Below are 19,355 nucleotides of genomic sequence, written 5' to 3'. Positions count from 1 at the left end.
ACCCATAGTAACCACCTTGACAGGTTACGCAATGGAGTGCGACGGTAGTAACCACCTAAAGCGGTTAGCGATCTGGAGGGATCATGGACAACCGGCTTCTCGAGGTGGCGGGCCCACCGGCGCTCATCTTCATGTGGAGCAGCGCCTTCATCGCCGGCATCATCGGCGTCGGCGCGGCCCCGCCGATGCTGGTGCTGTTCGCCCGCTTCGGCATCGCCGCCCTGCTGCTCGTCGCGTATGCCCTTGTGGCGCGGGCGGTCTGGCCTCGCGGCCGGGTCCTGGCCCACACCCTGGTGGCCGGCTTCCTCATGCAGATGGTGCAGTTCGGTGGCTTCTACTCGGCCATGCACGAGCACGTCACGGCCGCGGTCATCTCGCTGGTGCAGGGCCTGAGCCCGATCGTGATCGCGCTGTTCGCCGGCGGCATGGGCGAATCCGTGAGTCCGCGCCAGTGGCTGGGCTTCGGTGTGGGCGGGCTCGGTGTCGGTCTCGCGGTGGTCGACCAGTCGCACTTCTCGCTGGCGGGTCTGCTGCTGTGCGTGGTCGGTCTGCTCGGTCTCAGCCTGGGCACGGTCTACCAGAAGCGTTTCACCCCGGCCGTCGATCCGCGTGCGGGCACCGCCCTGCACCTGCTGATCGCCGCACCGTTCGCGGGCGTGCTGGCCGCGCTGACCGGCAGCTTCCATGTCACGGATGCGGCCCGCTTCGGCGGCGCCCTGGTCTGGATGGTGCTGATCAACTCCATCGGCGCGTTCCTGCTGCTGAACACGATGATGCTGCGCTGGGAAACCAGCCGGGTGAGCCGCTTCTTCTTCGCGATCCCGGCGGTCACCGCGATCATGGCCTGGCTGGTTATCGATCAGCCGTTGCGCCCCTTGACGATCGCGGGCCTGGGAGTCGGACTGATCGGCATGGTCCTGGCCTCGCGGCGTGCCGCCTCGGCAGCGGAATCGGAGACCATCCCGGCGGCCGCACCCACCCCGGCGCCCGCACCGCGTGCAGAGGCCGCGCCGCTCATCGAACCGATCGACCTTGCGGTACGGCGCTACGCTCTGCGCGTCTGAGCCGACCGACCGCCGGGGTGTCGTGGGTACGAATTCCATGACACCCCGGCCGTTTCGCGTTCCGGGCACCCTGTTCGCCGCATCCGCGCGGCAGACTGTGCGCATGCTGCACCTGCGGATTCTCTCCCCCGCCGCGATGACCGACGAGATCCTCGAGGTTCTCGAGGCCGATGACGCCGTGACCGGACTGGTCGCCATTCGCGGTGCGGCGCTGCGCCCGCCCGGCGATCTGGTCACCGCGCAGATCGCCCGCGAGGGCGCCAATGACCTGGTGTGCAAGCTGCGCGAGATGCGGGTGCACCAGGAGGGCAGCATCGAGCTGGAACAGGTGGGAACCTGGTTGTCGCGCAGCGGCTTCGAGGCCGAGCTGCGCACGCCGGGCAGCAGTTCCGATGCGGTGGTGTGGGCGGAGGTCGCGCAGCGGGCCTACGAGGACACCGAGCTGAACTGGACCTACCTGAGCTTCCTGAGCCTGGCCACGGTCATCGCGAGCATCGCCATCGTCACCGATTCGCAGATCCTGACCGTCGGCGCCATGGTGCTCGGCCCGGAGTTCGGTCCGGTCGCCGCGCTGGGGGTGGCGCTGGTACGCCGGCGCTTCATGCTGTTGCGACTGGCCCTGCGCACCTTGGTGATCGGCTTCGTGGCGGCCATCGGCCTCACCATCGTGCTGGCGCTGATCGGGCGGGCGCTGGGCTGGATCACCCTGGCGCAGGTGACCGGACCCCGCCCGGCCACCCACTTCATCTACACGCCCGACAAGTGGTCGTTCATTGTCGCCGTGGTGGCGGGCGCGGCGGGGGTACTGTCCATCACCTCGGCCAAATCGGTCGGCCTGGCAGGTGTTTTCATCTCGGTGACCACGGTGCCCGCCGCGGGCAATATCGCACTCGGCGTGGCCGTCGCCGACGGCGCGACGGTCTGGGGGAGCACCGCACAGCTGCTGGTCAACCTCGTCGGCATGGCGTTGGCGGGCTGGGCCACCCTGGCGTTCCAGCAGACCCTCTGGACGCGGGTGTCGGTGCGGCGAGCTCGGCACCTGGCCATCCCCCGCCGCATGCTCTGAATCAGCCGACGCTAGAGGACTTCTCCAGAGACAACTCCTCGTCGTCGCCCTCGCCGTTCGCCTCTTCGCGCCGGTTGCGGATCACGCTGGTGAGGAACGCCGCGCCGATGAACGCCACGCCGACCAGACCGCTGATCACCTCGTTCACGTGCACGCCGATGGTGATGAGCAGGATGACCGCCAGGGCGCCGATGGCCCAGAACGCGCCGTGCTCGAGGTACACGTACTCCGAGAGCGTGCCCTTGCGCACCAGGTACACCGTGATGGACCGGACGAACATGGCGCCGATCAGGCCCAGGCCCAACGCGATCAGGATCGGGTCGGAGGTGATGGCGAACGCGCCGATGACACCGTCGAAGGAGAACGAGGCGTCGAGCACCTCCAGGTACAGGAACAGGAAGAACGCCGCCTTGCCGGTCGCCTTCACCACGCCCGAGGGCCCGGAGGTCGCGCCTTCGGCGTGTTCCTCGGCATGGAACATCGATCCGAGTCCGTCGACCAGGATGTAGGTCATCACGCCCAGGATGCCGGCCAGCAGTACGGTCGCGCGATCATCCTCGGCGGCAATGAATTCCGCCGCGATGACGATGCCGCCCAGGGTGAGCACCACCGCGAGCATGTCGAGCTTGCCGAGCTTGGCCAGCGGCCGCTCGATCCAGCCCAGCCAGGTGACCTCGTGCTCCTCGAGGATGAAGTTGAAGAACAGCAGCAGCAGGAACGCGCCACCGAAGGCGGCGATCTGCGGATGCGCGTCGGTGAGCAGCTTCTCGTAGGAGGCGCTGCCGTCGGGGAAGGTGAGCGCGCCGTCGGCCGGCGGGTTCATGGCCAGGTCGAAGGCGCGAACCGGGTTGAGCCCGGCCGTGATCCACACGATGGCCAGCGGAAACACCAGGCGCATACCGAAAACGGCGATCACCACGCCGACGGTCAGGAAGATGCGCTGCCAGAAGTCGCTCATCCGCTGCAGGATGCTGGCGTTGATGACGGCATTGTCGAAGGAGAGCGACACCTCGAGGATGCCCAGGATCGCGCACAGTAACAGCGCGGTGGGGCCGCCGTAGACCAGCGCCGCGATCAGCGCCAATACGGTGACGACTATGGAGAGGCCGAAAATACGCACCGCTTGGGGCCTTTCGTTGTGGCGGGTCGGTAGCTGGGTGGATGGACACACGAAGAGGGCCCGTGCGACCGAGCCCTCAACGTGTCGCTAGGTATGGAATTCAGACGTTGACGCCGAAGTCCCGGGCGATGCCGGAGAGGCCGGAGGCGTAGCCCTGGCCGATGGCGCGGAACTTCCACTCACCATTGTTGCGGTAGAGCTCGCCGAACACCATGGCGGTTTCGGTGGAGGCGTCCTCGGACAGATCGTAGCGGGCCAGCTCCGCCCCGTTGGCGCGGTCGACGACCCGGATGTAGGCGTTGCGCACCTGGCCGAAGCTCTGGCCGCGCGAGTCCGCGTCGTAGATCGAGACCGGGAAGAAGATGGATTCGATGGCCGGCGGGGTGTTGGCCAGGTCGATGTTGATGACCTCGTCGTCGCCCTCGCCCTCACCGGTGAGGTTGTCGCCCGTGTGGACGATGGAGCCCTCCGGCGACTGCAGGTTGTTGAAGAACACGAAGTGCTTGTCGGACAGCGCCTTCTTGTCGGCGCCGGTGGCGATGGCGCTGGCGTCGAGGTCGAAGTCGGTGCCGGTGGTGGTCCGGATGTCCCAGCCGAGGCCGACGGCCACCTGGGTCAGGTTCGGAGCCTGCTTCGTGAGTGAAACGTTTCCGCCCTTGGACAAACTGACACCCATCGTGGGAATCCTTCCGTTGTAAAGCGTTTGCAGCGTTACTTTGCTCAACGGCGTGTCCGGCATGTCGGTTCCGCCGCATCGACAGTAATGGTTTCCCCAAGACTTGGGTAGGTAAAGCCCAAGGGAACACGGTGTCACCAGCCTGTCATAGGACAGACTCACACACTCCATCGTCGCAGTCGCGGCGTTCGTCAACGTTCTCTTACCATCGGGGGCGTGGCAGGCCGTCGACGCGGATGGTTCCGGACGAATCCCCGGAACAACGAATGGGTGCAGCAGGCCCGGCAGGTGCTGACGACCGCCTTCCTGGACATGGATCGCCGGCAGAGCATCGCCGAGGCCGCCGTCGCCGCGTCCGCGGCTCTGTTCCCCGATCGCGGCATGGCCGCGCGCTGGGAACCCGTGCGCGCCCGCTGCTATGGCGCGTCGGGCGCCTACCTGGCCCTCAACGACCGTCTGGACCAGGCCGAACGCGACGGCGGCACGATCGCCCAGCCCGAGATCGACACCGTGATCCGGGGCCTGGCCGACGCCGCCCGCGGGGTCGACGAGTTCTATCGCGGCAATCAGGCCCACCTCGAGAACGCGGTCGCGGTCTACGGCTCGGTGCCGCAACTGGTCGCGCAGGTGCGCGCGCAGGCGGCCCAGCAGCGGCAGGCCGCCGACGCCTCGCCCTATGCCGGCTACCCGTCGATCCGGCGATACGCGGCCGCCGTGGATGAGGGACTCGTCACACTCGAGGCGGCGGTGGCCGCCGGGGCCGGGGGCGCCACCCGCGACGCCGCGACCAGGCTCGAGACCCTCACCAAGGAATTGGCCGGTGCGCTGGAAGCCGCTCCCGGAAAACAGCATTCGGCCACCACCGCCATCAGCTCCGCGGCCACCCGGCTCGATGCCGCGCGCAATCGGCTCGAGCGGGTCGCCCCGGCCATGTCGGCGCTGCTCCGCGAGTTTGCGGCTGCGTCCTCGAACGATTTGGCCAACAATGAGCGTCAAGCCCGGGAGGCCGTCGCGGCCGCCGACGCGGATCTGACCCGCGCCCGGGCCGCCCTTGCCAGCCACGACCCGGAGGAAGCGCTCGACCTGACCACCACCGCCCGCGCCCACCTCGCCACCGCCGAGGAGCGCGCCGAGGCCGTCACCGATCGGCTCGCCCTGCTGCGGCAGGTCCGCGAGCAACCCGCCGAACGCGCCAAGGCCGTCCGCTTCAAACTGCGCGACGCCCAGATGCTGGCCGTCAACAAGGGCGTGGTCCCGCAATGGGGTTCGGTGCTCGACGCCCAGGCCGAACGCCTGGACCGGGCCGGTGCGGGCCTGACCGGACGCCATCCCGACTACTGGGCCTACGTGTCCGAACTCGACGCCATCTCCGCGTTCGTCGCCGGAGTGGTCGAGCGCATGAGAAATACCGACAGATAGCCAGCAAGTCAGCAGGAGGACGGCCACACCGATGACCGCGACGATCACCAGCGATCCGGGTGTCGCCCCCGTCTCCCTGCGGAAACATGTGCCGCTGCGGCACTTCCGGCAGGTACCGGGCCCGGAACTGCGGCGACTGTTCCACCGCGAGCCCGAGGCATTCGGCGGCTCCCGCGATCGCGAGCTGCTGGCCATGGCGCTGGGCGCCACCCTCTACGTCCCCGCCACCCGCCCCGATCTCACCGCCACCATCGCGCGCCGCGCCCAACGTGGGGTGTGCTCGATGGTCATCGACCTCGAGGACGCCGTCGCCGACCACGCCGTCGAGGACGGAAAATGGCAGGCCGCAAGGACTCTCGACGAATTGGCCGACAGCGGCGAATCGCATCCGCTGCTGTTCGTGCGCGTCCGCGACCCGGAGAGCATCGCCGAGATCGCCGAGCGGATCGGGCCCGGCGCGGCGGCGCTGACCGGATTCGTGCTGCCCAAATTCGACAGCGCCCGCGCCGAGCCCTACCTGCGCGCCGTCGCCGCGGCCTCGGATCGGCTGGGGCGCACCATCTTCGGGATGCCGGTGCTGGAGTCGCCCGCGCTGGTGCACCGCGAGACCCGGGACACCGAACTGCGCGCGATCGGTGAGCTGCTGGCCGAACACCGCGACCGGGTGCTGGCCGTGCGCATCGGGGCCACGGATATGTGCTCCACCTTCGGCATTCGCCGTGACCGCGAGCTCACCATCTACGACGTGCGCGTGGTCGCCGACGTCATCGCCGACATCGTCAACTACCTGGGCCGCGCCGACGGCACCGGGTTCACCATCACCGGGCCGGTGTGGGAGTACTTCGCCGACCACGCCCGCATGTTCCGGCCGCTGCTGCGCACCTCGCCGTTCGCCGACAGTGATGCCGTGCGCTTCCGGCAGTCGCTGGTCAGCCGCGATCTGGACGGGCTGCTGCGGGAGATCACCCTGGACCGCGCCAACGGCATCCAGGGCAAGACCGTCATTCATCCCTCGCATGTGGCGGTCGTGCACGCGCTGTCGATCGTCACCCACGAGGAATACGCGGACGCCCTCGACATCCTGAGCACCGGTGCCGGTGGCGTGGCCGCCTCCGAGTACCGCAACAAGATGAACGAGATGCGCCCGCACCGCAGCTGGGCGCATCACATCATGCTGCGCGCCAAGGTTTTCGGCGTAGCGAACAAAGGAGTCTCCTTCGTGGACCTGCTCAAGGCCCTGGTCGAATCGTGACCACCGACGCCACCCTGCCGGAGCAGAGCCGCGAGCCGTGGGCCGTTCGCGAGCCCTGGGCCACCCGCGAACTCGGCCTCACCCTCCGCCACACCGATTCCGTTCTCCTCGAGCCCGATTGGCGCATCGAAGCCCTGATCGAACCCGGCCTGCGCCGCAACCCCCGCCGCGCCCACCTACTGGTGTCCACGGTCCTGGGCAAACACCTCCCCACCGACCCGCACCGCGTCCTCGACGCCGGAAACCGGCTCGGTGATCTGGTGCGCGAGGTGCTTGTCGCCGGGCTCGCCGTGGAAGATGCTGTGCCGGAGCAGGATCCGGCCGCCGTGGTGCTCGGTTTCGCCGAAACCGCCACCGGGCTCGGGCATATCGTCGCCGCGCGCCTCGGCGCACACTGCTACCTGCACTCCACCCGCCGGGACACGCCCGGCGCGGTGACACTCGCGGGCTTCGAGGAGGGCCATTCCCACGCCACCTCGCACCTGCTGCAACCCATGCCCGCCGCGATCTTCCGCAACAACCTGCCCATGGTCCTGGTGGACGACGAGATCTCCACCGGCGCAACGGCGATCGACGCGATCCGCGCCCTGCACGCCCACACACCGCGCGCGCACTACATCCTCGCGTCCCTGGTGGACATGCGCACCGAAGCCGATCGCCGTGCCTTCGAGGCCGCGGCCACCGACCTCGGCGCGCGCGTCGACACCGTCTGCCTCGCCAGCGGCAGCACCGTACTGCCCACGGATCTGATCGAGACGGTCTCCGAGCTGCCGGATCCGGTCCTCAACCCGGTCGCCGACCGGCGCGGCAGCTGCACACGTGTCGAATTGTCCTGGCCGGAAGCGGTTCCCGAGGGCGGCCGCCACGGCTTCCTGAACTCCGACTCCGGGCTCTTCGAGGCGGCGCTCTCCCGCGCGGTAACCGCGCTGACGGGTGAGCTCGCGGCTCTGCCGGAGCCGATGCGCTCAACGGCACCAACCGCTACGGATCGCCCGCGCCCGGTCATCGTCATCGCCCACGAGGAACTCATGTACCTGCCGCTGCGTATCGCGGCGGCGCTGGCCGAGGGCGGTATCCCGACCCGCTACCAGACCACGACGCGCTCCCCCGCGTACGTGCTGGACGAGCCCGGCTACCCGTTGCGACGCGGATTCCGGTTCACCGCACCGGAACTCGGCGAGGAGGCGCCGCGCTTCCTGTACAACGCGCAATGGCCGGAACCCGTGCACGCCGCTGCCGAGCCGGTCCTGCTGGTGGTGGCCGATCAGCCCGCCGATACCGAACGGCTCACGGCCGCAGGCGGACTCATCGACGTCCTGACCGCTTCGGGCGCCGACGTGGTGCTCGCGGTGCTGGCGGCCGCGGATCCACGCGCTCTCGCCGCCGCGCGCCTGGCGCAATCGGACCCGCCGCCGGTGACTCCGGAGGCAAACGCGCTACCGGAGCCGCTGTACGGCCCCGAATTCGGGTCGTATGGGCGGGATGAGGTGGCGTGGCTGCTGACGGATCTGTCGGGGGTGGCGCTGGAAGCCGATGTGGCGGAGCGGGAGCAGCGGATTCAGGCGGGGGTGGCGCATTACGCGGAGTCGCTGCCGGTGGAGTATCAGCCGGATGCCGCCTATCGGGAGTTGTTCGAGACGGTGCTGGCGGAGAGTGCCGAGCGGTTGGCGCTGGCGGTGGCGACGGTGACGGAACTCGTTGTCGCCGAACGCGGGACCGATATCGTGCTGGTGTCGTTGGCGCGGGCGGGGACGCCGATCGGGGTGTTGATGCGGCGCTGGCTGGGGGAGCGGGGCATCGAGGTGCCGCACTATGCAGTGTCGATCGTGCGCGATCGCGGGATCGATTCCGTGGCGTTGGATTATCTTGCGCGCCATCATGACCCGGCGAAGGTCGTCTTCGTGGACGGGTGGACCGGCAAGGGCGCGATCACGCACGAGCTCGCCGAGGCGCTGGCGGCGTATCACGCGGCGGGCGGGGCGCGATTCGATCCCGAGCTGGCGGTGCTCGCCGATCCGGGCGGCTGCGTGCGCACCTTCGGTACCCGCGACGATTTCCTCATCGCGTCCGCGTGCCTGAATTCCACTGTGTCGGGACTGGTTTCGAGGACGGTGCTGAACCGGGACCTGATCGGGCCGGGGCAGTTCCACGGGGCCAAGTTCTATCGGGAACTGGCCGATCAGGATGTGTCGGGTCGCCTCCTGGACGCGGTGAGCGGCTGCTTCGACCGGGTGCGGCCGCTGGTGGCCGACCGGGTTCGCGAGCTGCTGGCCGCCGATCGCACGCCGACCTGGGCGGGCTGGGACTCGGTGGAGCGGGTGCGTGCCGCGTACGGGATCGCCAGCGTGAACTTCGTCAAGCCCGGTGTGGGCGAGACGACCCGGGTGCTGTTGCGGCGGGTGCCGTGGCGGGTGCTGGTGCGCGAGGCGGACGCGCCCGAGCACGCCCACATTCGGCTGCTGGCGCGCTCGCGCGGCGTGCCGGTCGAGGTCGTGCCCGATTTGGCGTATTCCTGTATGGGGTTGATCAAGGACGTGAAGGGGTAACTGGTGCGCGGGGTGATGGTGGCGACCGATCTGGATCGGACCGTGATCTACTCACGGGCGGCCTTCGGGCCGGCGGAGCCGGAGACGGTGTGTGTGGAACACCTCGACGGCCGGGAAATCTCGTACATGACCGTGGCGGCGACCAAACAGCTCGGCGCGCTGGCCTCGGCGGCGGCGCTGGTGCCGGTCACCACCCGCACCATCGAGCAGTTCCAGCGGGTGCGGCTGCCGGGCGCGCCCTGGCCCTACGCCGTCACCAGCAATGGCGGCACCATCCTGCGCAACGGCCTGCCGGACCGGCGCTGGCGCTCCGCGCTGGACACCCGGGTGCGCGCCGAATGCGCCAGCCTGGTCGAGGTGCGCGCGGAACTGCGGGCGCGCGTGGACGAGTCGTTCGCGCTGAAGCTGCGCGAGGCGGACGACCTGTTCGTCTACCTGGTCGTCGACCTCGAGCGACTGCCCGACGGCTTCCTCGCCGAATGGGACGCCTGGTGCCGCCCGCGCGGCTGGTCCGCGTCCCGGCAGGGGCGCAAGATCTACACCATGCCGTTGCCGGTGTGCAAAAGCCATGCGGTGCACGAGGTCCGGCGTCGCATGCTGGACGCCGGTGAGCTGCACCCGGATTCGCGGCTGCTGGCCGCCGGCGACGGTGCGCTGGACGCCGAGATGCTGCGCACCGCCGACGCCGCCATCCGGCCCCGCCACGGTGAACTCGAGCAGAGCAACTGGAACCACCCCGGAGTGGTGGTCACCGCGGCGTCGGGCATCCACGCCTCCGAGGAGATCCTCGATTACTTCCTCGGCGTCCGGGCCTGAACGACCCGGACGCCCGGGGCCTGATCAGCGCCAGCCGGCCAGCAGCCTATTGGCCGCCGCGGTCAGCGCGCGCTGCAGGAACGGCCCGAAACTGACCCGGGCCACACCGAGTTCGGCGAAATAGGCGGGGGAGCCCTGATCCGGGATGCCGATGGCATTGATCGGGCGCGGCAGCTCGGCGGTCAGGGTGCGCTGCACGTCCGGTTCGTGGCGGCCCACCGGATACAGCACGTCCGCGCCCGCCTCGGCGGCCAGCCGCATGCGGGTGAGCGCGCTCTCGAGCCGCTCCTCCGGAGTGCCGGTGTCGGGACGCATGAAGACGTCGGTGCGCGCGTTCACCACCACGTGCACGCCGGTGGCGTCCGCGGCCGCGCGCAGCTCGGAGACCAGGTCGGCGTGTTCCTGCGGGGCGCGCAGCCGCCCGCCCTCGCTGTGCACTGTGTCCTCGATATTGAAGCCGACGGCCCCGGCCTCGAGCAGGCCTTCGATGATGGTGGCGGGCTTCTGGGCGTAACCCGACTCCAGATCGACCGAGACCGGAATGTCCACGGCCGCCGTGATTTCCGCGACCCGCGCCAGCACGTCGGCCAGGGTCATGCCCTCCTGGTCCCGCTTGCCCATGGAATCGGCGAGCGGGTGGCTGCCGATGGTCAGGGCCCGGAAACCGGCCTCCTGCACCAGCTTCGCGGACCAGGCGTCCCAGACCGTCGGCACGATCACCGGATTGCCGGGCTGGTGCAGTTCGAGGAAGGTGGTTGCTTTCTCACCGAGGTTGGTCATGATCTCGATTCTGGTTCAGGGCGCGGACTTTGGCGACCACCTCGGCCGCGTCGGGTCCGGTCGCGCTCACCTCGAGCAGCTGGCCGGGCAGGACGCCGAGGGTGAGCACCCTGGTCAGGCTGTCACCGGGCACCGGGCCCGCGCCGGTGGTGGCATTGCGCAAGCGCACGGTGGCATCGAATTTCCGGAGTTCCGCGACCAATTCGGCGGCCGGGCGGGCGTGCAGGCCGTGCTCGTTGGTGACCTCGAAAGTTTCGGTGACCGAATCATCCACAGGCTTCACACCTGTGGACAACTGTGGATCGTTTCCGACTGCGGCATCGGCGGATTCGCCGAGCTGGGCCCGTTTGGCCGCGAGCGCGCCCTCCGCCTCCCGCGCGACCGTCGCCAGATCCGCCCCGCCGCCCGCCGCGGCCAACGCCGACAGCAGGCCCTCCACCAGCGGCGCGGCCGAAAGTTTCACCTCGACAGGCGATTCGAGCAGATCCAATGCGGTCTCGGCGGACAGCACCGCGCTGCCCAGATCCATCAGCACCAGCACGCCGTCCCCGGAATCGGCGGCGGTGATGGCATCGGCCACCGCGACGGCATCGGTCCCCAGCTCATTGTCGTGCAGTCCGGCCGCGATCCGGACCGCCACGCCCTGCTCGGGCAGCAGCCCGGCGGCCAGCGCCACCGCCGCCTCGGCCAGCGCCCGGCTGTGCGACACCACCACCAGGCCGATCAACGCAGCGCCTCCAGCGCTGCCCGCACCAGCAGCGCGGCGCTCGTCGCACCCGGATCCTGGTGTCCCGCACTGCGTTCGCCGAGGTACGAGGCACGGCCCTTGCGGGCCACCAGCGGCGTGGTCGCGTCCCGTCCGGCGTCGGCGGCCGCCACCGCGGCCGTCAGCGCATCGTGCGCCGACGCGCCCCCGGCGACCTGCTTGTCCAGCGCGTCCGCCGCCGGACCCAAGGCGTCCACCATGGTCTTGTCCCCGGGTTCGGCCTTGCCGCGGGCGATCACACCCTCCAGCCCGGCCCGGAAGGCGCGCGCGAAATCGGCGATCTCCCCGCCCTCGACGGCACCGGCGAAGCGCAGGAAGAAGGTCCCGAACAGCGGCCCGCTGGCTCCGCCGACCGTGCGGATCAACACCATGGCCGTCTGCTTGCACACCTCGGCGGGCGTCGCCGGGGCCGAATCATCCAGCGCCGCAACGGCCGCCGCCATGCCGCGCTGCATGTTCGTGCCGTGGTCGGCATCACCGATGGCCGCGTCCAGCGCCGTCAGCTCCGTCGCGTGCCCGTCCACCAGCGCCGCGAATCCGCGCACCCACGCGGCCGCGTCCACGGCGGCCATCAGATGCCCCACCGCAGTGCCGGAGTCCGCACGGGCGCGTCCCACAGCCCGGTCAGCTCCTCGTCGAGCCTGGTCAGCGTGATCGAGCAGCCCGCCATCTCGAGCGAGGTGATGTACGGGCCGACCAGGGATCGCTCGATGCGGATCCCGTGCCCGCCCAGCAGCCGCGACACCTCGTCGAACATCAGATACAGCTCGATCAGCGGTGTACCGCCCATGCCATTGAGGAAGCACAGCACCCGATCGCCCTGTGCGAAGGGCAGATCCGCGAGGATCGGCTCCAGCAGCAGCTGCGCCACATCCCGCGCCGGGGCCAGCGGCAGTCGCAGCCGGCCCGGCTCGCCGTGGATGCCGACGCCGATCTCCATCTCGTTCTCGCCCAGTTCGAAGGTCGGATGCCCGACCGCCGGGACCGTGCACGAGGTCAGCGCCATGCCCATGCTGCGCGAATTCGCGTTCACCGCCTCGGCGATGCGCGCCACCTCCGCCAGCGGCCGGCCCTGTTCGGCGGCCGCGCCCGCCATCTTCTCCAGGATCACTGTCGCGCCCACCCCGCGCCGCCCGGCCGTGTAGAGGCTGTCCTGCACCGCCACATCGTCGTTCACCACCACCGAGCGCACCTCGATGCCGGTCTCGGCGGCGGCCAGCTCGGCGGCCATGTCGAAGTTCATGACATCGCCGGTGTAGTTCTTCACGATGTGCAGCACGCCCGCCCCGGCGTCCACCGCCGCGGTGGCGGCCTGGATCTGATCGGGCACCGGCGAGGTGAAGATCTCGCCCGGGCACGCGGCGTCCAGCATGCCCAGCCCGACGAAGCCCCCGTGCAGCGGCTCGTGCCCGGACCCGCCGCCGGACACCAGCCCCACCTTCCCGGGCACCGGCGCGTCCCCGCGCACCACGATCCGCTGTTTGACATCCACCCGCAGCTCCGGATGCGCCGCCGCCATACCCGCCAGCGCGGCATCCACCACCTCGGCCGGATCGTTGATGAGCTTCTTCACCGAATCGCCTCTCTCGAGTTATTCCGCAGGTTCCTCCAGGGTGCGGGCCAATTCGATGTCGGTCACCAATTGCACCATCAAATCCCGTAATTCACAGTCGGGTAGGTGTTCGGCGGCGAACTCGAACGGCTCGGAGACATCCAGGCCGCCCCGGGTCGCGGCCAGGATCACCCACGGAATCCCCACCTCCGCCACGCCCAGCCGCTCCCGGATCAGATCGGTGGTGTCCTCCACCAGCCCGGTGCGGGCCGCGACCGCCGCGGTCATCTGCTCGTCCAGCTCGGCCCGGCGGCGTTCCAGCAGACCCGGTTCCGCGCCGATCTCCTGCGCGGGCGTGGTGCGCACCGAACCGTCCTCGTAGACCTGGAAGCCCTCGTTCACGCAGACCGTGCCCAGCTTCACCTCGGTCTCGGCCAGTTCGGGCAGGGTGCGCAGGCAGTCCAGCACCGCGTCCAGGGCGGCCACCAGGCGGTCGCGAATATCGCGGCGGCGCACCAGCTCCCGATCGGCGTCCTCACGCTCGGACAGCACCTGCTCGACCGCCCGGCCGATCTGGAAGGCCATGGCCGTCGAGGCCGGCGCCCAGCCGCCGCGCGGGACGAACTCGCCGTCCTTGGGTGTGATGGTGTCCAGGAACGCGTTCACGGCATCGAGCAGGTCACGCAGCTGATCCCGGGACACGGCCGGATGCCGGAAGGCGCGCAGATACTGTTCGTGCGCTTCCACGGGATCGACTTCACCGTCGCTCACTCCGCCGATACTGCCACGCCCGCGCGCGCTGGCCGTTAATCGCCGCCGGGGCTCGTGTCGCCGAGTTCTCGTAGAGTGGCAGCGACAGCACCGACAAGCGAAGGGTCGATCTTGTCCGCAGTTTTGGTGAAGGGCCAGAACGGTCCTCTGAACGTCCATGATCTGGTGATCAGCGTGCAGGTGGCCGCGCCCGCGGACCTGTCCGCGCTGCTGGTCACCGCCGCCGGCAAGGTACGCACCGACGCCGATTTCATCTTCTTCAACCAGCCCTCGGGTCCCGGTGTGCAGTTGCGGCCCGGTGCGCCCGGGCAGCCCGCCGTGCTCGGGGTGTCGTTGAGCGCGATTCCCGCTGATATCGAACAGCTTCGGGCCGTGATCACCCTCGATGACGCCACCGGCAGCTTCGGACGGTTGTCCCCGCCGGTCGCCGTCGTCAGCGACGGGGCCGGAAACGCGTTGTACGAGTATCGGATCGAGGGGCTCAGCACCGAATCTATCGTCATCGCACTGGAGTTGTACCGCCGTCAGGGCGACTGGAAGGTCCGCGCCGTCGGCCAGGGCTACGCGGGCGGGTTCGCCGCGCTGGTCACCGACCACGGCGTGAAGGTCGACGACGATGCCGCGCAAGCCGCGCCCCAGCCGGTTCCGGCCGCGCCGCAACCGGTTCCGGCCGCGCCCACCGGCTACCCGGCCCCCGCGCCCGACGGCAACTACGCCCCGACCGGTGGCTACCCGCCGCCGGTCGACCAGTTCGCCGCGGGCACCGGCTATCCCCCGCCCCCGCCGCCGCCCAACACGGGCTACCCGCCGCCGCCCACGGGCGTGGGGTATCAGTCCCAGGGACAGTCGTATCCGCCGCCGCCGGGCTACCAGCAGCCCGCCCCCGCGCCGCCGCCGGTCCAGGAGGTCGCGGACCTGCCGGCCAACCATCCGGTCAGCCTGGTCAAGGGTCAGCGCGTCAACCTGCGCAAGCAGGGCGGGGCCGCGCTCGGGTACGTGCAGATGGGCCTGGGCTGGGATCCGGTCAAGCGCGGCGGCATGTTCGGCAACAAGACCGTGGACGTGGATCTGGACGCCTCGGTCGTCATGTTCTCGGGCGGCAATCCGGTAGATGTCGTCTACTACGGTGGCCTCACCTCCAAGGACGGGTCCATCCGGCACCAGGGCGACAACCTGACCGGTGAGGGGGACGGTGACGACGAGCAGATCCTGGTCGACCTCACCCGCATCAACGAGCGGGTCAACGCGCTGGTCTTCATCGTGACCTCCTACAAGGGCCACACCTTCGAACAGGTCGCCAACGCCTACTGCCGCCTGGTCGACAGCGCGACCAACAAGGAGATGGCGCGCTACACCCTCGCGGGCGGCATGCCCTTCACGGGCATCGTCATGGCGAAGCTGTATCGCACCGCGCCGGGCGCGGATTGGAAGATGGAAGCCCTCGGCGAGGGCATCCAGGCCAAGCATCCCGGCGAAGCGGTGCCGCAGCTGGGGCGGTTCCTCTAAGCGGCGGGGACGGGCTGCCGCGGCCGCAGAATGGGTGGCAGCCAAGGGTTCTGGGGATCCGGGGCGCGGTTGAGAATGCCGCCTCCCGGATCGTCGATCCCGTCCCGGCGCACCGGATCCGCGCCGGGCCGGTAGATCTGGCGGATCACCAGCACGCACAGGCCGATCACCGCGAGATCGCGCAGCACGACCGCGCCGGTGAACCACTGCTCGGGCAGGCCCTTGTGGTCGGGGCCCAGGTAGTAGAACATGCGTGGCACCCACACCAGCGCGTCGATTGTCATCCACGCCAACAGGATTCGGCGATGCGGCAGGGCCAGCACCGCCAGCGGCACCAGCCACAGCGAATACTGCGGGCTCCACACCTTGTTGGTGAGCAGGAACGCCGCCACCACCAGGAACACCAGCTGCGCCAGCCGGGGCCGCCGCGCCGCGGTCAGCCCCATCCAGGCGATGCCCACGCAGGCCAGGACGAACAGCAGCAGCGAAATCTGATTGAGCAGCCACGGCGTCCGCTGCGGGCTCAGCACCCCGTCGAATCCGGTCCAGCCGGTGAACGAGGTGATCACGTTGTAGATCGAATCCGGGTCCGCGTGCCGATCCTTGTTGAGCCGGACGAACTCCCACCAGCCCTTCGGGTACAGCGCCGCGATGGGCGCGTTCACCGCCAGCCAGGTGATCGCCGCCGCCGCGATCGCGCCGCCCGCCGCCCGCAGCGGCCGGATGCCGCCCCACATCGACTCGTCCACGTCGAGCCGCTCGGCGCGCAGGCACAGGATCAGGATCGGCCCCAGCAGCAGTAGCGGATACAGCTTCGCGGCACCGCCCAGTCCCAGCAGCACGCCCGCCAGCACCGGCCGCCGGCGCGCCCAGGCCAGCAGCCCGCCGGCCGCGAAAGCCGTTGCCAGCGCGTCGAAATTGGTGAACGCGTGCACGAGTACCAAGGGCGACAACGCCATCAGCGCGGCATCCCAGACCCGCCGGCCCGCCGACAGCGCGGTCGCCCAGATGGTGACCAGCCAGGCCATCGACAGTCCCAGGGCCACCACGTCGAAGTAGATGACCACCTCGAGGGCGGTGTGCCCGGGCAGCGGGGACAGCTTCCACGCCTTGGCGATTCCCATGGCGGCGTACTGGTACAGGCCCGACAGCACCGGATACTCCATGTACCGGACCTGCGGCTGGCCGTCGCTGTACTCCACCCACCGCTTCTTGTACGGGAACGCGCCCTCGTTGAGGTGCTCGGCGCCGTAGAGCGGCACCGTGTCCGAGTAGCACATGGCGGTGTACTGGCGGCCGTTGTTCCAGTCCAGCCCCATCACGCCGTCGATCGGCCGCTGCTGGATGCAGCCCGCCTTGCCGAACCAGCTGAGGGCCAGGAACAGCACCGCGAACGCCATCATCACGCGCATGGGCGTCCAGAAGCGGGCGCGGCCGATCACCGCGTGATCGCCGACCGGCCCGCCGATCAGATCGGCCAGCTGCGCGGTCAGCGCATCGGTGCGACTGGGCTTGTCCCGATCGTCGGCCGAGCGCAGATCCGCCGCCAGCGGTTCCGGCGAAACATAGACCACCTCGCGTCCCGCGTGCGCATCCTGCAGTGCGCGAGCGTCTTTCACCGCTGCCTCCCCCGGCTTCAGCGTGTCACCGGCCGGCACGCCTGGGGCGGCCGGCCGGTGCACCAAGTCCTGCTCGATCACGGCAGCAGGCTACCGAGTCGGCCGTGTGCCGTTCCCATTGCCATTGCCGTTCCCATTACCGCCTCCGCCATTGGGCGACGTCGTGGGTGAGGATCCGTCGGCCGGCGCCACCGGCTGCCCGGACATCGGCCCGGTCCCCGGATCCTGCTGCTGCGTCTGCGGATTCGACTGCCGCTGATTGTTCGGATTCGGCGCCAGACCCGGCACCGGGATGGTGATGCCCGGCAGGATCTCGACCTGGCTCTGGGTGATCACCGGCGGCAGCACCTGCTGCTCGGTGGTCGGCGCGGGCGTGTACGGCGCGCTCCAGGACGGCACACCGGCCTGGCCGCCGATGGTGCCCGGCTTCGGGAAGTTCTCGTTGGGCGTGCCCTTGAGGGCGCCGTCCATGGTGGCCTTCCAGATGTCGGCGGGCAGTCCGGAACCGTAGATCATGCCGCCGTTGGCGTTTCGCAGCTTCTCACCGTTGTCGGTGCCCACCCAGACCGCGGTGGACAGCGACGGTGTGTAGCCGACCATCCAGGAGTCGCGGTTCTCGCCGGTGTCGCCGAGCTGGTTGGTACCGGTCTTGGTGGCCGAGAGCCGGCCGCCGGCCAGGTCGTGCTTGCGCGACCAGGCCGCGATGGGCTTCATCGCGTCGGTCACGTTGTCCGCCACCGCGGGCGAGACCCGCTGTTCGCCCGCGGTCTCGCCGCGGTCGAGCAGCACGGTGCCGTCGGAGGTGGTGACCTTCTGTACGAAATGCGGCGCGCGGTACATGCCCGAGGCGGCCAGCGTGGCGTACGCGGAGGCCATGTCCAGCGGGCGCACCTGGTACTGGCCCAGCACGATGCCGTTGTTGGGGCCGCTGCCGTCCGGCTCGGTGAGCGACTTGCCCACGCCCGGAATGTTCTGCGGGATGCCCAGCTTGTGCGCCATATCGGCGATCTTCTGCGGGCCGTTGCCCGGCATGTCCAGCTCCATGCGGTAGAAGCTGGTGTTCAGCGAGCGCTTGAGGGCCTCGGCGATGGTGCACATGCCGCACTGCTCACCCTCGACGTTGGTGATCTTGATGCCGTGCACCTCGACCGGCGAGGAGTCGTAGAGCGTCGAGAGCGGCTTGCCCAGCTCCAGGTTCTCGGCCAGGCCGAACACCTTGAACGAGGAACCCGGCGGCAGGCCCGAATTCGCGTAGTCGAGGCCCTGGCCGTCGGAGCCGCCGTAGTAGGCGCGCACCGCACCGGTCTTCGGATCCACCGACACCACGGCCGTGCGCAGCTTCTCGGGCTCGCCGTCCATCACCTTGTTGACCGCGTCCACCGCGGCCTGCTGCGCCTTCTGATCGATGGTCGTGGTGATCTGCAGACCCTCGGTGTTCATCTCGTGCTCGCTGATGCCCGCGGCCTCGAGCTCCTTGAGCACCTGGGTCTTGATCAGGCCCTCCGGACCGGCGTCCAGCGTCTTGTCCTTCTGCGCCTGCGCGGCCGGGATCACGGCGGGGTACTGCATGCTCTGCCGATCGGCCGCAGACAGATTGCCGCCGTCGACCATGCCGTCCAGCACGTATTTCCAACGGGTCTGGGCGCCCTCGGGATTCTTCTCCGGATCCAGATTCGACGGCTGCTGAATGGTCGCGGCCAGCACCGCGCCCTCGGCCACCGTCAGCTCCTGCACCGGCTTGTTGAAGTACGCCTTGGACGCCGCGTCGATGCCGTACGCGCCGCGGCCGAAGTAGATGGTGTTCAGATACGCGGCCAGGATCTGGTCCTTGGACCACTGCTTGGCCATCTTGGCCGAGATCACCAGCTCACGCAGCTTGCGGGTGAGCGAGTGCTCGTTGCCGACCATCGCGTTCTTCACGTACTGCTGGGTGATCGTCGAACCACCACCGGCGCTGGAATTGCCGGTCAGCTGACCGACGAAGGCGCGCCCGAAGCCCTGGATCGAGAAGCCGGGATTGGTGTAGAACGAGCGGTCCTCCGCGGCGATCACGGCGTTGCGCACGTGCGGCGGAATCTGATCGATCGTTACATCGGTCCGGTTGCCCTCCGGCGGAATGACTTTCGCCAGCACCGAGGTGCCGTCGGCCATGAAAATGGTGGCCACCTGATTGTTCTTCAGGTCGCCGGGCTGCGGCACGTTCACCGTCGAATACGCGTACAGGAAGACGGTGCTCATGCCGCCGAACAACAGCGCCATGCCGAGGTAGATGACGCGACGGACTATCCGCCACACCGAACTCTTCTTCTTCGGCGCGCCCTTGCCGCCGCCACCGCCGGAGCCGTTGCCCCCGGGCCGCCGCGGCGGCGGACCCGACGGGGTGCCGCCCTGCGGACGCCGGG

16 protein-coding genes are annotated in these 19,355 nt (G+C 69.5%); 7 read left to right on the top strand and 9 right to left on the bottom strand.

Translation table 11 applies throughout. From position 1 onward, the window contains the following. The first annotated feature begins 83 nt into the window (after positions 1-83). Together ON43_RS34420 and ON43_RS34415 are read left to right on the top strand one after the other, a co-directional pair. A complete protein-coding gene (locus ON43_RS34420) occupies positions 84-1,064 on the top strand; it encodes a DMT family transporter (protein ID WP_086008088.1) in 981 nt (326 codons plus the stop codon). Between the two features lie 103 nt (positions 1,065-1,167). Further along, a complete protein-coding gene (locus ON43_RS34415; protein WP_040814335.1) occupies positions 1,168-2,130 on the top strand; it encodes a DUF389 domain-containing protein in 963 nt (320 codons plus the stop codon). 1 nt (position 2,131) lies between these two features. On the opposite strand, the gene ON43_RS34410 is transcribed toward ON43_RS34415, so the two are convergent. Together ON43_RS34410 and ON43_RS34405 are read right to left on the bottom strand one after the other, a co-directional pair. Then, positions 2,132-3,250 carry a DUF475 domain-containing protein gene (locus tag ON43_RS34410; protein ID WP_040814314.1) on the bottom strand — a complete coding sequence of 373 codons (1,119 nt, stop codon included), beginning with the start codon at positions 3,248-3,250 and terminating at the stop codon, positions 2,132-2,134. Between the two features lie 100 nt (positions 3,251-3,350). After that, a complete protein-coding gene (locus ON43_RS34405; protein WP_040814312.1) occupies positions 3,351-3,926 on the bottom strand; it encodes a TerD family protein in 576 nt (191 codons plus the stop codon). Between the two features lie 216 nt (positions 3,927-4,142). On the opposite strand from ON43_RS34405, the gene ON43_RS34400 reads away from it, so the two are divergent. From ON43_RS34400 to ON43_RS34385, 4 genes are all read left to right on the top strand, one after another. Beyond that, positions 4,143-5,345, top strand: a complete 1,203-nt coding sequence (locus ON43_RS34400) for a hypothetical protein (RefSeq protein ID WP_157514281.1) — start codon at positions 4,143-4,145, stop codon at positions 5,343-5,345. Positions 5,346-5,439: 94 nt separating this feature from the next. Then, positions 5,440-6,597 (top strand): HpcH/HpaI aldolase/citrate lyase family protein, encoded by a 1,158-nt coding sequence (locus tag ON43_RS34395; protein ID WP_040814331.1) that lies wholly within the window; start codon positions 5,440-5,442, stop codon positions 6,595-6,597. Continuing rightward, complete coding sequence (locus tag ON43_RS34390) at positions 6,594-9,143, top strand: phosphoribosyltransferase (RefSeq protein WP_245568868.1); 2,550 nt, start codon at positions 6,594-6,596, stop codon at positions 9,141-9,143. The genes ON43_RS34395 and ON43_RS34390 overlap by 4 nt, the downstream gene beginning before the upstream one ends. Positions 9,144-9,158: 15 nt before the next feature. Further along, on the top strand, positions 9,159-9,959 hold the full coding sequence (locus ON43_RS34385; protein WP_040814310.1) for an HAD family hydrolase: 801 nt from the start codon (positions 9,159-9,161) through the stop codon (positions 9,957-9,959). A 24-nt stretch (positions 9,960-9,983) separates the two neighbouring features. On the opposite strand, the gene ON43_RS34380 is transcribed toward ON43_RS34385, so the two are convergent. The 5 genes from ON43_RS34380 to ON43_RS34360 are packed head-to-tail and all read right to left on the bottom strand — an operon-like array spanning position 9,984 to position 13,828. Continuing rightward, positions 9,984-10,742, bottom strand: coding sequence for an isocitrate lyase/PEP mutase family protein (locus ON43_RS34380; RefSeq protein WP_174416522.1), 759 nt, complete (start codon positions 10,740-10,742; stop codon positions 9,984-9,986). Next, on the bottom strand, positions 10,723-11,466 hold the full coding sequence (gene dhaM, locus ON43_RS34375; protein ID WP_040814306.1) for a dihydroxyacetone kinase phosphoryl donor subunit DhaM: 744 nt from the start codon (positions 11,464-11,466) through the stop codon (positions 10,723-10,725). Before dhaM ends, ON43_RS34380 begins: the two co-directional genes overlap by 20 nt. Next, positions 11,463-12,077, bottom strand: coding sequence for a dihydroxyacetone kinase subunit DhaL (gene dhaL, locus ON43_RS34370; protein ID WP_040814326.1), 615 nt, complete (start codon positions 12,075-12,077; stop codon positions 11,463-11,465). Before dhaL ends, dhaM begins: the two co-directional genes overlap by 4 nt. Next, a complete protein-coding gene (gene dhaK / locus ON43_RS34365; RefSeq protein ID WP_040814303.1) occupies positions 12,077-13,078 on the bottom strand; it encodes a dihydroxyacetone kinase subunit DhaK in 1,002 nt (333 codons plus the stop codon). The genes dhaL and dhaK overlap by 1 nt, the downstream gene beginning before the upstream one ends. An 18-nt stretch (positions 13,079-13,096) precedes the next feature. Beyond that, positions 13,097-13,828 (bottom strand): hypothetical protein, encoded by a 732-nt coding sequence (locus ON43_RS34360; RefSeq protein ID WP_040814301.1) that lies wholly within the window; start codon positions 13,826-13,828, stop codon positions 13,097-13,099. A gap of 111 nt (positions 13,829-13,939) precedes the next feature. Between ON43_RS34360 and ON43_RS34355 the strand changes: the two genes are divergently transcribed. After that, positions 13,940-15,334 carry a TerD family protein gene (locus tag ON43_RS34355; protein WP_040814299.1) on the top strand — a complete coding sequence of 465 codons (1,395 nt, stop codon included), beginning with the start codon at positions 13,940-13,942 and terminating at the stop codon, positions 15,332-15,334. Here the strand turns inward: ON43_RS34355 and ON43_RS34350 are convergent. Further along, entirely contained in the window at positions 15,331-16,953 is a 1,623-nt protein-coding gene (locus ON43_RS34350) for a glycosyltransferase family 87 protein (protein ID WP_040814324.1), read from the bottom strand. The genes ON43_RS34355 and ON43_RS34350 overlap by 4 nt on opposite strands. A gap of 90 nt (positions 16,954-17,043) precedes the next feature. Further along, positions 17,044-19,355 (bottom strand): transglycosylase domain-containing protein (locus ON43_RS34345; protein WP_051179620.1); only part of this gene is annotated, 2,312 nt, incomplete at its 5' end.

This window comes from Nocardia concava NBRC 100430, from assembly GCF_000308815.1.
GTDB lineage: Bacteria > Actinomycetota > Actinomycetes > Mycobacteriales > Mycobacteriaceae > Nocardia > Nocardia concava.
The sequence above is the reverse complement of the archived record's forward strand: the minus strand, read 5'-3'. Positions and strand labels throughout refer to the sequence as shown.